This window comes from Pseudomonas sp. FP603, from assembly GCF_030687415.1.
Lineage (GTDB): Bacteria > Pseudomonadota > Gammaproteobacteria > Pseudomonadales > Pseudomonadaceae > Aquipseudomonas > Aquipseudomonas wuhanensis.
Genome location: NZ_CP117431.1, coordinates 5,882,568 through 5,895,797, shown reverse-complemented (window position 1 = coordinate 5,895,797; position 13,230 = coordinate 5,882,568). Strand labels below are relative to the sequence as shown.

General features: G+C 59.9%; 10 protein-coding genes and 1 pseudogene. 6 read left to right on the top strand and 5 right to left on the bottom strand.

Annotation, left to right across the window (positions count from 1 at the left end; genetic code table 11):
- Positions 1-7: 7 nt before the first annotated feature.
- Both PSH65_RS27310 and algW read right to left on the bottom strand, forming a co-directional pair.
- Positions 8-2,113, bottom strand: a complete 2,106-nt coding sequence (locus PSH65_RS27310; RefSeq protein ID WP_305423496.1) for a TonB-dependent siderophore receptor — start codon at positions 2,111-2,113, stop codon at positions 8-10.
- A 110-nt stretch (positions 2,114-2,223) separates the two neighbouring features.
- Positions 2,224-3,384 (bottom strand): Do family serine endopeptidase AlgW, encoded by a 1,161-nt coding sequence (algW, locus tag PSH65_RS27305; protein WP_305423494.1) that lies wholly within the window; start codon positions 3,382-3,384, stop codon positions 2,224-2,226.
- A gap of 102 nt (positions 3,385-3,486) precedes the next feature.
- Here algW and PSH65_RS27300 point away from each other — a divergent pair, with 102 nt between their 5' ends.
- The 3 genes from PSH65_RS27300 to cysN all read left to right on the top strand — a co-directional run bounded on the left by PSH65_RS27300 (position 3,487) and on the right by cysN (position 7,217).
- Positions 3,487-4,245 (top strand): Nif3-like dinuclear metal center hexameric protein, encoded by a 759-nt coding sequence (locus tag PSH65_RS27300; RefSeq protein WP_008008638.1) that lies wholly within the window; start codon positions 3,487-3,489, stop codon positions 4,243-4,245.
- A gap of 146 nt (positions 4,246-4,391) precedes the next feature.
- Complete coding sequence (gene cysD / locus PSH65_RS27295) at positions 4,392-5,309, top strand: sulfate adenylyltransferase subunit CysD (protein ID WP_008008639.1); 918 nt, start codon at positions 4,392-4,394, stop codon at positions 5,307-5,309.
- Positions 5,310-5,318: 9 nt separating this feature from the next.
- A complete protein-coding gene (cysN, locus tag PSH65_RS27290) occupies positions 5,319-7,217 on the top strand; it encodes a sulfate adenylyltransferase subunit CysN (protein WP_305423492.1) in 1,899 nt (632 codons plus the stop codon).
- A gap of 181 nt (positions 7,218-7,398) precedes the next feature.
- Here the strand turns inward: cysN and PSH65_RS27285 are convergent, their stop codons facing one another.
- From PSH65_RS27285 to PSH65_RS27275, 3 genes are read right to left on the bottom strand one after another with little or no spacing between them, the layout of a single operon-like run.
- Positions 7,399-8,307: an acyltransferase gene (locus PSH65_RS27285; RefSeq protein ID WP_305423490.1), complete on the bottom strand. Its 909-nt coding sequence runs from the start codon at positions 8,305-8,307 to the stop codon at positions 7,399-7,401.
- Positions 8,308-10,407: a phosphate acetyltransferase gene (gene pta, locus PSH65_RS27280; RefSeq protein WP_305423488.1), complete on the bottom strand. Its 2,100-nt coding sequence runs from the start codon at positions 10,405-10,407 to the stop codon at positions 8,308-8,310.
- 59 nt (positions 10,408-10,466) lie between these two features.
- The gene (locus tag PSH65_RS27275) at positions 10,467-10,805 is read right to left on the bottom strand and encodes a DUF3565 domain-containing protein (protein ID WP_305423486.1); all 339 of its coding nucleotides are present in this window, start codon (positions 10,803-10,805) and stop codon (positions 10,467-10,469) included.
- Here PSH65_RS27275 and PSH65_RS27270 point away from each other — a divergent pair.
- The 3 genes and pseudogenes from PSH65_RS27270 to PSH65_RS27260 all read left to right on the top strand — a co-directional run bounded on the left by PSH65_RS27270 (position 10,774) and on the right by PSH65_RS27260 (position 13,181).
- The gene (locus PSH65_RS27270; protein ID WP_007942189.1) at positions 10,774-11,259 is read left to right on the top strand and encodes a peptidylprolyl isomerase; all 486 of its coding nucleotides are present in this window, start codon (positions 10,774-10,776) and stop codon (positions 11,257-11,259) included. The genes PSH65_RS27275 and PSH65_RS27270 overlap by 32 nt on opposite strands.
- Before the next feature lie 124 nt (positions 11,260-11,383).
- On the top strand, positions 11,384-11,866 hold the full coding sequence (locus PSH65_RS27265) for a glutathione peroxidase (RefSeq protein ID WP_305423484.1): 483 nt from the start codon (positions 11,384-11,386) through the stop codon (positions 11,864-11,866).
- Between the two features lie 209 nt (positions 11,867-12,075).
- Positions 12,076-13,181, top strand: a pseudogene (locus PSH65_RS27260) (NADH:flavin oxidoreductase).
- The last annotated feature ends 49 nt before the right edge of the window (positions 13,182-13,230 follow it).

Below are 13,230 nucleotides of genomic sequence, written 5' to 3'. Positions count from 1 at the left end.
CGTCCTTTTACAGATTGAGTGTCAGGCTGACAGTGAAATTGCGCGGCTCGCCGGGGTTGACCCAGTAGTTGCTGTAGGAGCGCTCGAAGTATTTCTCGTCGAAAAGGTTGTTCAGGTTCAGGCCCACGGTGACGTTTTCGCTGGCCTTGTAATGAGCCAGCAGGTCGACGGTGTGGTAGGCCGGCAGTTCGAAATCGCTGCCGGCTTCACCCGAGCGATCACCGACATAGGTGAACGCCGCACCAAGGTCGGAACCGCGCAAATGGCCATCCTGAAACTCATAAACGCCCAACAGACTGCCGCTGCGTTTGGCCACGCCGAGAATTCGGCTACCGGTGGGAATCACCTTGTCACCTTGGGTGACTTCGGCGTCGATGTAAGCGAAAGCACCCATCACTCGCACGGCGTCGGTCACTTGCCCGGTGAGTTGCAGGTCGACACCCTGGCTGCGGGCCTTGCCCATGGCGCGGCTGGAGTCGGTGCTCGGATCGAGTGCCAGGACGTTTTCCTTTTCGATATGGAAGGCGGCGAGGGTGGTGCTCAAGCGGTCGTCGAACAGCTCGCTCTTGATCCCGACTTCATAACCGACGCCTTCTTCCGGGTCGAAGGATTTACCGGCGGCGTCCAGCCCGTTGTTCGGTTTGAATGAGGTGGAGGCGTTGGCGAACAGCCCCACTTCGGGTGTCATTTGGTAGAGCAGGCCGGCCCGTTGGGTCAGTGCATCATGGCGCTGGCGGCTGGTTGCGTTGCGACTGTGATCGTCGATGCTTTGTTCGAAATGTTCGAAGCGCGCACCGAGCATGCCGCGCAGTTTGTCGGTGAAGACAATCTGGTCCTGAAGGTTCAGCGCCTGGCTTTCGACATGCTCGAAGAAGTCGGTCCCGGAGCGCGCGCCATTGGGTTTCGGCTGGCCGTAGATCGGTCGATAGATATCGATGGCGTACGGGCCGCCGGCAATGGTCGTGACCCGTTCGTTCTTGCGGAAGTTCTCGTATTCGCTGCCGATCAGCAGTTCGTGTTGCCAGCTGCCGATGTCGAACAAACCGCGCAGTTCGAGTTGGGTGATGCTGTCGTGCCAGTTGGTATCGCGTTCGCGGTAGCGACGGTTGACGGTGTGGCCGTCGGCGTTCAAGGGACGATTTTCGGAGGCGAAGCCCCAGAGTTTGCCTTCCTTGTAATGACTGGCGAGGCGTAGTTTCCAGCTGTCGTTGAGCTGATGTTCGAGGGCGGCTTGCAGCAGATTGTTGTGGTTGTCGATGTTGCCGTCGTTGGGTTCGCCAAGGAAGGTCGAACGGGAGACGCCGCTCCATTTATTGTTCGGCGCGACGATACCGCGATCGAATGTCGAGCTGTGGCGTACGAATTCGCTCTCCACCAACAGGCTGGTGTCCGGGTTCAGTTGCCAGCTGAAGGAAGGCGCAACGAACACTCGCTGACTGTCGACGTGATCGCGGAAGCTGTGGTTGTCCTCGACGGCCAGGTTCACCCGGGACAGGACATTGCCGTCATCATCCAGCGGTGTGTTGACGTCCACGGCGGTGCGATAGCGATCCCAATTGCCGGCGCTGGTTTGCAGTGTGGTGAAGGCTTCGGGCTGGGGTTTCTTGGTGACGATGTTCACCGTACCGCCCGGATCGCCACGACCATAGAGGCTGGCGGCCGGGCCTTTGAGCACTTCGATGCGTTCGATGTTGGCCACGTCCGGCGTGCTTGGATAACCGCGGTTGGCGCTGAAACCGTCCTTGTAAAACTCCGAAGTGGTGAAGCCGCGCACGCTGTATTCGTAGAGCGTCAAGCCGCCGAAGTTGTTCTGCTTCGACACGCCGCCGGCGTATTCCAGTGCGCGCTCGACGCTGGTGCTGCCCAGATCCTTGAGCACACTGACGGGAATCACGCTGATCGATTGCGGGATATCGCGAATGGCCGTGTCGGTTTTGGTTGCGCTGGAGGAGCGGGTGGCGCGGTAACCCTTGACCGGGCCGGTGGGGGATTCGTAGTCGGAGGTGACGCTGATGGCGTCCAGTTCAACGGTTTGCGATTCTTCGGCGAAGACCGGATCCCCCAGCAAACCGAGGGCCAGACCTGCGAGGGAAGCCATTGTTCGAGACGACATGTTATGTTGTTCCAATAGTGTTATTGAAACAATATAACATGCCTAATGAGAATGTCTGCTGTTAACAGATTCGGAGTTACGGAGCTGCTGAGGGCGCAGCTCCTACCGGCTTACTCTTTTTCTTTTTCCTTGATCGGCGCGGGTGGCGGACGCAGACCGATTTCTGCCGTGAGCTTGAGCTCTTTACCGTTGCGCATCACCTGAATGGTGACCTTGTCGGTCGGCTTGATTCGCGCCACCTGGTTCATTGACTTGCGGCCGTCGCCAGCCGGTTCACCGTCGATGCTGAGGATCACGTCGCCCAGTTGCAGGCCGGCCTTCTGCGCCGGACCGTCACGGAAAATCCCCGCGACCACAATCCCCGGACGCCCGGACAGACCAAACGATTCCGCCAGTTCCTGACTCAACGGTTGTACTTCGATGCCGAGCCAGCCGCGAATCACCTGGCCGTGTTCGATGATCGACTTCATCACTTCCATGGCCAATTTGACCGGGATCGCGAAGCCGATGCCCTGAGAACCGCCGGACTTGGAGAAGATCGCTGTGTTGATGCCGGTCAGGTTGCCGTTGGCGTCCACCAGCGCACCGCCGGAGTTGCCGGGGTTGATCGCGGCGTCGGTCTGGATGAAGTCTTCGTAGTTGTTCAGCCCGAGCTGATTGCGCCCGGTGGCGCTGATGATGCCCATGGTCACGGTCTGGCCGACGCCGAACGGGTTGCCGATGGCCAGGGCCACGTCGCCGATGCGGATATTGTCGGAACGGCCGACGGTGATCGACGGCAGGTTTTTCAGGTCAATCTTCAACACCGCGAGGTCGGTTTCCGGGTCGCTGCCGATGACCCGGGCCAGGGTTTCACGACCATCCTTGAGCGCCACCACGATCTGGTCGGCACCGCTGGTCACATGGTTGTTGGTCAGCAGGTAACCTTCCGGGCTCATGATCACACCCGAACCGAGGCTCGACTCCATGCGCTTCTGCTTGGGCGAGTTGTCGCCGAAGAAGCGGCGGAACTGTGGATCTTCGAACAGCGGATGGCTGGGTTTGTTGACCACTTTGGTGGTGTACAGATTGACCACCGACGGCGCGGCCGTGGTCACCGCGTCGGCATAGGACACCGGACCCTGCTGCAGACCGAGGGTTTGCGGGGCTTGCTGCAGATTGACGTCCAGGCTCGGTAGCCCGACCCACTCCGGGTAACGCTGCATAATCAATAGAGCGATAAGCACGCCGGCCAACAGCGGCCAGCCGGAAAAACGCAGCGCCTTGAGCATTAAGCACGTCCTGAAAGGTTGCAGGCGGTATGAGACCGCCCATAATGTCGCGCATTATACGAGGCCGCGCGCGCCTCTGAACGGGATATTTAGGAGTCTTTTATGGCCGTCGCCCTGAGCACCCTGGTCGAAGAAGCCGACCGCTACCTGGCAAGTGCGAAGATCGCCGATTACTGCCCCAATGGTTTGCAGGTCGAAGGCCGGCCGCAGGTGATGCGCATCGTCAGCGGTGTTACCGCCAGCCAGGCGTTGCTGGACGCTGCGGTAGAGGCCCAGGCCGATCTGGTGCTGGTACATCACGGCTATTTCTGGAAAGGCGAGAACCCGTGCATCACCGGCATGAAGCAGCGCCGGTTGAAAACCTTGCTCAAGCACGATATCAGCCTGCTGTCTTATCACTTGCCGCTGGATCTGCACCCGGAAGTCGGCAACAACGTACAGCTTGCGCGGCAACTGGATATCACCGTCGAAGGCCCGCTGGATCCGGACAATCTGAAAGTCGTTGGCCTGGTCGGCTCGTTGAACGAACCGATGACCCCTCGCGATTTCGCCCGGCGCGTGCAGGAAGTCATGGGGCGCGAGCCGTTGCTGATCGAAGGCAGCGAGATGATTCGTCGGGTCGGCTGGTGCACCGGTGGCGGCCAGGGGTACATTGACCAGGCAGTGTTGGCCGGTGTCGACCTGTACCTCAGCGGCGAGGCCTCCGAGCAGACGTTCCACAGCGCCCGGGAAAACGACATCAGCTTCATCGCCGCCGGCCACCATGCCACCGAGCGTTACGGTGTGCAGGCTTTGGGTGATTACTTGGCGCGACGTTTCGCCCTCGAGCACATCTTCATCGATTGCCCGAACCCGATTTGACTACAGGGCTGGAGCCCAAACGAGGGGGTATATTCATATACCCTTTCGATCTAGCCAGCGTCCTGATTAGAAGGGGGCGCTGTGCTAGGATTCCCCGCTCGAACACGGCCCGCAGGCCGTCCATAAGATCGTTTTCGTGAGTAGCCATGGTCGACAAACTGACGCATCTGAAACAGCTGGAGGCCGAAAGCATCCACATCATCCGCGAGGTCGCCGCCGAGTTCGATAACCCGGTGATGCTGTACTCCGTCGGTAAAGACTCCGCCGTGATGCTGCACCTGGCACGCAAGGCATTCTTCCCGGGCAAACTTCCGTTTCCGGTGATGCACGTCGACACCCAGTGGAAGTTCAAGGAAATGTACGCGTTCCGCGACCGCATGGTCGAAGAGCTCGGCCTGGACCTGCTGGTGCACGTCAATCCCGAGGGTGTTGCGCAGGGCATCAACCCGCTCACCCACGGCAGTGCCAAGCACACTGACATCATGAAGACCGAAGGCCTTAAACAGGCACTCGACAAGTACGGCTTCGATGCGGCATTCGGTGGCGCCCGTCGCGACGAAGAGAAATCCCGGGCCAAAGAGCGCGTGTATTCCTTCCGTGACACCAAGCACCGTTGGGATCCGAAAAACCAGCGTCCCGAGTTGTGGAACGTCTACAACGGCAAGGTCAACAAGGGCGAATCGATCCGCGTATTCCCATTGTCGAACTGGACCGAGCTGGACATCTGGCAGTACATCTACCTCGAAGGCATCCCGATCGTGCCGCTGTATTTCGCCGCTGAACGCGACGTTATCGAGATGAATGGCACCTGGATCATGATCGACGACGAGCGCCTGCTCAATCACCTGAGCGATGAAGACAAGGCACGCATCGTCAAGAAGAAGGTCCGTTTCCGTACACTGGGCGACTACCCGTTGACCGGTGCGGTCGAGTCCGAGGCCACCAGCCTGACCGACATCATTCAGGAAATGCTCCTGACGCGAACTTCCGAACGCCAGGGCCGAGTCATCGATCACGATGGCGCCGGTTCCATGGAAGAAAAGAAACGTCAGGGTTATTTCTAAGGGGTTGTCATGTCGCACGCATCTGATTTGATCAGCGAGGACATCCTCGCCTACCTGGGCCAGCACGAACGCAAGGAAATGCTGCGCTTTCTGACCTGTGGCAACGTCGACGACGGCAAGAGCACCCTGATCGGGCGCCTGCTGCACGACTCCAAAATGATCTACGAAGATCACCTGGAAGCCATCACCCGCGACTCGAAAAAAGTCGGCACCACCGGCGAAGACATCGACCTGGCGTTACTGGTCGACGGCCTGCAGGCCGAGCGTGAGCAAGGCATCACCATCGATGTCGCCTACCGTTATTTCTCCACCGCCAAACGCAAATTCATCATCGCCGACACCCCCGGCCATGAGCAGTACACCCGCAACATGGCCACCGGTGCCTCCACCTGTGACCTGGCGATCATCCTGGTGGACGCCCGTTACGGCGTGCAGACCCAGACCCGTCGCCACAGCTTCATTGCCTCGTTACTGGGCATCAAGCACATCGTTGTCGCCATCAACAAGATGGACCTCAACGGCTTCGACGAAAGCGTGTTCGAGTCGATCAAGGCCGATTACCTGAAGTTCGCCGAAGGCATCGCGTTCAAGCCGACCACCATGGCGTTCGTGCCGATGTCCGCGCTCAAGGGCGACAACGTGGTGAACAAGTCGGAGCGCTCGCCGTGGTACACCGGCCAGTCGCTGATGGAAATCCTCGAAACCGTCGAAATCGCCAGCGACCGCAACTACACCGACCTGCGTTTCCCGGTGCAGTACGTCAACCGTCCGAACCTGAACTTCCGTGGTTTCGCCGGCACCCTGGCCAGCGGCATCGTGCACAAGGGCGATGAAGTCGTTGTGTTGCCGTCGGGCAAGAGCAGCCGCGTGAAATCCATTGTCACCTTCGAAGGTGAGCTGGAGCACGCAGGTCCTGGTCAAGCGGTGACGCTGACCATGGAAGACGAAATCGACATCTCCCGCGGTGACTTGCTGGTGCATGCCGACAACCAGCCGCAAGTGACCGACGCCTTCGACGCCATGTTGGTGTGGATGGCCGAAGAGCCGATGCTGCCGGGCAAGAAGTACGACATCAAACGCGCCACGACTTACGTGCCGGGTTCGATCACCAGCATCGTCAATCGCGTGGACGTGAACACCTTGGCCGAAGGTCCCGCCAGCTCGCTGCAACTGAACGAGATCGGTCGGGTCAAGATCAGCCTCGACGCAGCCATCGCGCTGGACGGTTACGACAGCAACCGCACCACCGGTTCGTTCATCGTCATCGATCGACTGACCAACGGCACAGTTGCGGCCGGCATGATCATCGCTCAGCCGCTGGCGCATGGCAGCAGCACCCACCACGGCAAACTGGCTCACGTGGCTACCGAAGAGCGTGCCCAGCGCTTTGGCCAGCAACCGGCCACCGTGTTGTTCAGCGGCCTGTCGGGCGCCGGCAAAAGCACCCTGGCCTACGCCGTTGAACGCAAGCTGTTCGACCTGGGCCGCGCGGTGTTTGTGCTCGATGGCCAGAACCTGCGTCACGACCTGAACAAAGGTCTGCCAAATGATCGCGCCGGGCGTACTGAAAACTGGCGTCGTGCGGCGCACGTTGCGCGTCAGTTCAACGAAGCCGGTCTGTTGACCTTGGCAGCGTTCGTTGCACCGAGTGCCGAAGGTCGTGAGCAGGCCAGGGACCTGATCGGCAAGGAGCGTCTGCTGACGGTCTACGTCCAGGCCTCTCCGACGGTCTGTGCCGAGCGTGATCCGCAAGGTCTGTACGCGGCGGGTGGCGACAACATCCCGGGCGAATCCTTCCCGTACGACGTGCCGCTGGATGCCGATCTGGTGATCGACACCCAGTCGCTGTCGCTGGAAGAAAGCGTCAAGCAAGTGCTGGATCTGCTGCGCAAGCGTGGCGCGATCTAAGCGTTAGCTGCAAATGAAAAACCCGCGGACGAGTGATCGTCTGCGGGTTTTTTTGTGTCCTTGAAATCGCCATCGCGGGCAAGCCCGCTCCCACAGGGATCTTTAGTGAACACAAAATTTGCGTTCCACAGAGAACCACTGTGGGAGCGGGCTTGCCCGCGATGGCGCCGGTACAGGCACCTCAAACCTTGGCGGTGTACTCACGGTGCATCTGCCCCAGCAGCGCATCCTTGTCATTCCAGAGCTGATTGATCCAACCCTGAAACTCCAGGCGATACACCCCATCCTGATCGTAGTTTTTGCCGACGAACTGCGGTGGAATCTTCAGTTCCTGAAAGTGCACCACCACATCCCTCACGTTCCCACAGAGCAAATCCCAATAACCCGGACGCCCGGCCGGATAGTGAATGGTCACGTTGACGATGGCTTCCAGTTGGTCGCCCATGGCATCCAGCACGAAGGCAATACCGCCGGCTTTTGGCTTGAGCAGGTAGCGGAACGGTGAGCTCTGTTGGGCGTGTTTGCCCTCGGTGAAGCGCGTGCCTTCGACGAAGTTGAAAATCCCCACCGGGTTATCGCGGAACTTGTCGCAGGTCTTGCGGGTGGTTTCCAGATCTTTGCCTTTCTTCTCTGGATGCTTCTCCAGATAGGCCTTGGAGTAACGTTTCATGAAAGGAAAACCGAGTGCCCACCACGCCAGACCAATTACCGGCACCCAGATCAGTTGCTGTTTGAGGAAGAACTTCAGCGGGCGGATGCGCCGATTGAGCACGTACTGCAACACCATGATGTCGACCCAGCTCTGGTGGTTGCTGGTGATCAGGTACGAGTGCTGATAGTCCAGGCCTTCCAGCCCGCTGAGCTGCCAGCGCGTATGCCCGAGCAGGTCCATCCAGGCCTTGTTGTTGCTGATCCAGGTTTCGTGGATGTGGCCCATCAGCCAGTCGGTGAAACGCTGGGCGGCGGGGAAGGGCAGCAGCAGTTTGAAAATCGCCACCACGAACAGCGGCGTGCAGCAGGCAATCGTGTTCAGCGCCAACAACAGCGAGGCGATTACACCGCGCAGGGGGGCAGGTAGAAAATCCAGCATTTAAAGATCCATAGGTCGGTTGGCAGCTTGGATCGCGGTCAACGCGATGGTGTACACGATGTCGTCGACCTGCGCGCCGCGCGGCAGATCATTCACCGGTTTGCGCAGGCCTTGCAGCATCGGCCCGAGGCTGACGCAGTCGGCGCTGCGCTGCACGGCTTTGTGGGTGGTGTTGCCGGTGTTCAGGTCGGGGAACACAAACACCGTGGCACGACCGGCCACCTGACTGTTCGGCGCCAGTTGTCGGGCCACGGTTTCGTTGGCGGCGGCGTCGTACTGCAACGGGCCGTCGATCAACAGCGAGTGTTGCTGTTCGTGGGCGAGCAAGGTGGCCTCGCGAACCTTCTCGACTTCTTCACCACTGGCCGACTCGCCACTGGAGTAGCTGATCATCGCCACGCGCGGAGTGATGCCGAACGCCGCTGCCGAATCGGCGCTTTGCAAGGCGATCTCGGCCAGTTCGCTGGCGCTAGGGTGCGGGTTCATCACGCAGTCGCCGTAAACCAGCACTTCTTCCGGAAACAGCATGAAGAACACCGATGACACCAGCGTGCAGCCCGGCGCCGTTTTAATAAGCTGCAGCGCCGGGCGGATGGTGTTGGCGGTGGAGTGAATGACCCCGGACACCAGCCCGTCGACTTCATCCAGCGCCAGCATCATGGTGCCGATCACCACGGTGTCTTCCAGTTGCTGCTCGGCCATCGGCGCGTTGAGGCTTTTAGTTTTGCGCAGCGCAACCATCGGCTCGACGTAACGCTCGCGAATCAGGTCCGGGTCGAGGATTTCCAGCCCCGGCGGCAACTCGATGCCTTGGGCGCGGGCCACGGCTTCGACGTCCGCCGGTTTGGCCAGCAACACGCAGCGGGCAATGCCGCGGGCCTGACAAATAGCTGCGGCCTGCACGGTCAGCGGCTCGCTGCCTTCGGGCAACACGATGCGCTTGTTGGCGGCCTGGGCGCGCTGGATCAGTTGATAACGGAACACAGCTGGGGACAGGCGCATTTCCCGTGGCGTGCCGCAGCGCTGGTGCAGCCAGTTGGCGTCGAGGTGGCTGGCGACGAAATCGGTGATGATTTCCGCACGTTCGCGGTCGTCGATCGGGATTTCCTTGTTCAAGCCGTTCAACTGGTTGGCGGTGTCGTAGGAACCCGTACTGACCGACAACACCGGCAAGCCGGCTTGTAAGGCGCCACGACACAAATCCATGATGCGCGGGTCGGGCAGGGTGTCGCTGGTCAGCAACAGGCCGGCCAAAGGCACGCCGTTCATCGCCGCGAGGCTGACGGCGAGGATGATGTCGTCGCGATCGCCGGGGGTTACCACCAGCACACCGGGTTTGAGCAGCTCCACGGTGTTGCGCATGGTACGAGCGCAGATAATGATTTTGGTCATGCGCCGGGTTTCGTAGTCGCCGGCGTTGAGCACCTGAGCGCCCATCAGGTCGGCCACGTCGCGGGTGCGCGGTGCGTTCAGTTCCGGTTGATACGGGATGCAGCCGAGCAGGCGGAAGTCGCCACTGCGCAGCAATGGCGAGTGTTCCTTCAGGCGCGAGGCGAAGGCCTCCATGCTTTCGTCAGTCTTGACCTTGTTGAGGATCACGCCCAGGACTTTCGGGTCTTTCGGCCCGCCGAACAATTGCGCCTGCAACTCCACCCGGCCGGACAATTCGGTCAGCACTTCGTTTTCCGGTGCCGAGACCAGAATCACATCGGCGTCGAGGCTCTTGGCCAAATGCAGGTTGACCCGCGCCGCGTAACTGGCGCTGCGGGTCGGGACCATGCCTTCGACGATCAGCACGTCTTTGCCGACAGCGGCTTGCTGATAAAGGGTGATGATTTCTTCAAGCAGTTCGTCCAGCTGACCGTCGCCGAGCATCCGCTCAACGTGGGCCAGGCCAAGCGGCTGAGGCGGTTTCAAGCCGTGGGTGCGGGCCACCAGTTCAGTGGAGCGTTCAGGGCCTGTGTCGCCCGGGTGCGGCTGGGCAATCGGTTTGAAAAAGCCGACTTTCAGGCCGGCCCGCTCAAGGGTGCGCACCAGCCCGAGGCTGATGGAGGTCAGACCCACACCAAAATCGGTGGGCGCGATAAAAAAAGTTTGCATGCGAATTCTCTAGAGGTGCATGGCAGTGGCGATCATCTATAACTGACGATCTGCCCAAATCAGTCGCCAAGGTTATCGCTAACCGAGCCTTGTGCGCACCATCCGCAATCAAAGGACTGGCCTATTTTCTCATTGCGCAGCGAAGGGTCCAGCACCCAGGCCCGGGATTGCCACGGGGGTTGGTGCCGCAGGTGTTGAGTATGGCCGCAGGAAAGCTCGGCTACCCAGTGGCCATCCTCGTCCTGATGAAAGCCTGTGACGGTCGAGGCTTTCGTCGCGCCCCGTCTGTCCGGGTTGTGTTCGCTTTCGGGCGATTGCTTCGCTAAACTTGGACATTCATCTTTCTTATGCAAAAGGTCTCGCCCCATGCTGATCGCCGCCAATAAGGCTGTCTCCATCGACTATACCCTGACCAACGACGCTGGTGAGGTCATCGACAGCTCCGCCGGCGGCGCGCCGCTGGTCTACCTGCAAGGCGCGGGTAACATCATTCCGGGCCTGGAAAAGGCACTGGAAGGCAAAGCAGTCGGTGACGAACTGACTGTCGCCGTAGAACCTGAAGATGCCTACGGCGAATACGCTGCCGAACTGGTCAGCACCCTGAGCCGCAGCATGTTCGAAGGCGTTGACGAGCTGGAAGTGGGCATGCAGTTCCACGCTTCCGCTCCGGACGGCCAGATGCAGATCGTCACCATTCGCGATCTGGACGGCGACGATGTCACCGTCGACGGCAACCACCCGTTGGCCGGTCAGCGCCTGAATTTCCAGGTCAAGATCGTTGCCATCCGTGATGCCAGCCAGGAAGAAATCGCTCATGGTCACGTCCATGGCGAAGGTGGCCATCACCACTGATTTTCTGCGCTAAGCTTTCGAGAACTGGAGAGGCGCCCTAGGGCGCCTTTTTAGTCCGCGGCTGTCCTCTGGTGGCACCGCCAAGTGGCTGTTTTGAGAAGAACACAGGAATTTGGAGTTCGTCATGAGTGCTTTTCACGACCTTAAACTGACAGCCCTGGATGGTCAGGAGCTACCTCTGGCGCCCTTCAAGGGGCGTGTCGTGCTGGTGGTCAACGTCGCCTCCAAATGTGGCTTGACCCCACAATACGCGGCGCTGGAAAACCTCTACCAGCAATACAAGGACAAGGGGTTCAGTGTGCTGGGCTTGCCGTGCAACCAGTTTGCCGGGCAGGAACCGGGCACGGAGAAAGAGATCCAGGAGTTTTGCAGCCTCAACTATGGCGTGAGCTTTCCGTTGTCCAGCAAGCTGGAAGTCAACGGTCACGATCGTCATCAGCTGTATCGTCTGCTGGCGGGTGAGGGCGCGGAATTCCCGGGCGACATCACCTGGAACTTCGAAAAATTTCTGCTGGGCAAGGACGGTCGCGTATTGGCGCGGTTCTCGCCGCGTACGGCGCCGGATGATCCTTCTGTGATCCAGGCTATCGAAAAAGCGTTGAGCTGATGTCCCCTTGTAGGAGCGAGGCTTGCCCGCGAAGGCGTCATGTCAGTCGACATCATTGCTGACAGACATGACGCCTTCGCGGGCAAGCCTCGCTCCTACAATCCGTTCTGTCTTTTGACTCTTAATCACCCAAATCAATAGTGCTGTTCAAGGCTGGATACTCTCCATATTATCGGCGTCATATAGTTTATGTCCCCGTGGAGCGTCCCATGCCCGTCAAAGCCCTGTTCAAGCCCTTTCACCTCGGTGCTCTCGAACTGCCGACCCGCGTCGTCATGGCGCCGATGACCCGCTCGTTTTCGCCGGGCGGGGTGCCCAATTCCAAAGTGATCGAGTACTACCGTCGTCGCGCCGCTGCCGGGGTTGGGCTGATCATTACCGAAGGCACCACCGTCGGTCACAAGGCCTCCAACGGCTATCCGAACGTGCCGCACTTCTATGGTGACGCGGCATTGGCCGGCTGGAAGAAAGTCGTCGATGCGGTGCATGCCGAAGGCGGCAAGATCGTTCCGCAGCTGTGGCATGTGGGCAGCGTTCGCCGCATCGGTACCGAGCCGGATGCCAGCGTGCCGGGTTACGGCCCGTCAGAAAAATTGAAGGACGGTCAGGTCGTGGTTCACGGCATGACCAAGGAAGATATCCAGGACGTGTGATTGCCGCGTTCGCCCAAGCCGCCAAGGATGCTCAGAGCATCGGCATGGACGGCGTGGAAATCCACGGTGCCCACGGTTATCTGGTGGACCAGTTTTTCTGGGAAGGCAGCAATCAGCGCACTGACGAATACGGTGGCAGCCTGGCGAACCGTTCGCGCTTCGCCATCGAACTGATTCAGGCGGTGCGTGCAGCGGTCGGTGAGGGTTTTCCGATCATCTTCCGTTTCTCCCAGTGGAAGCAGCAGGACTACACCGCGCGTTTGGTGCAAACCCCGGAAGCCTTGGGTGAGTTCCTCAAGCCATTGTCCGACGCCGGCGTGGACATTTTCCACTGCTCGACGCGGCGTTTCTGGGAGCCGGAATTTGATGGTTCCGAACTCAACCTGGCAGGCTGGACTCGCAAGCTCACCGGCAAGCCAACCATCACCGTCGGTAGCGTCGGCCTGGACGGCGAGTTCCTGCAATTCATGGTCAACACCGACAAGATCGCGCAGCCGGCCAGCCTGGAAAAACTGCTGGAGCGTTTGAACAACGATGAGTTCGATCTGGTGGCAGTGGGCCGTGCGTTGCTGGTGGACCCGGACTGGGCGCAGAAAGTGCGGGACGGTCGTGAACAGGACATTCTGCCGTTCAGCCGTGAGGCGTTGATGACGCTGGTTTAAGTAGAGTCTGGAAGGGCCCCTTCGCGGGCAAGCCCGCTCCCACAAGGTT

Coding starts and splice junctions, on each gene's coding strand:
- PSH65_RS27310 (WP_305423496.1), bottom strand. CDS start 2,113: ATGTCGTCTCGAACAATGGCTTCCCTCGCAGGTCTGGCCCTCGGTTTG.
- algW (WP_305423494.1), bottom strand. CDS start 3,384: ATGCTCAAGGCGCTGCGTTTTTCCGGCTGGCCGCTGTTGGCCGGCGTG.
- PSH65_RS27300 (WP_008008638.1), top strand. CDS start 3,487: ATGGCCGTCGCCCTGAGCACCCTGGTCGAAGAAGCCGACCGCTACCTG.
- cysD (WP_008008639.1), top strand. CDS start 4,392: ATGGTCGACAAACTGACGCATCTGAAACAGCTGGAGGCCGAAAGCATC.
- cysN (WP_305423492.1), top strand. CDS start 5,319: ATGTCGCACGCATCTGATTTGATCAGCGAGGACATCCTCGCCTACCTG.
- PSH65_RS27285 (WP_305423490.1), bottom strand. CDS start 8,307: ATGCTGGATTTTCTACCTGCCCCCCTGCGCGGTGTAATCGCCTCGCTG.
- pta (WP_305423488.1), bottom strand. CDS start 10,407: ATGCAAACTTTTTTTATCGCGCCCACCGATTTTGGTGTGGGTCTGACC.
- PSH65_RS27270 (WP_007942189.1), top strand. CDS start 10,774: ATGCTGATCGCCGCCAATAAGGCTGTCTCCATCGACTATACCCTGACC.
- PSH65_RS27275 (WP_305423486.1), bottom strand. CDS start 10,805: ATGGAGACAGCCTTATTGGCGGCGATCAGCATGGGGCGAGACCTTTTG.
- PSH65_RS27265 (WP_305423484.1), top strand. CDS start 11,384: ATGAGTGCTTTTCACGACCTTAAACTGACAGCCCTGGATGGTCAGGAG.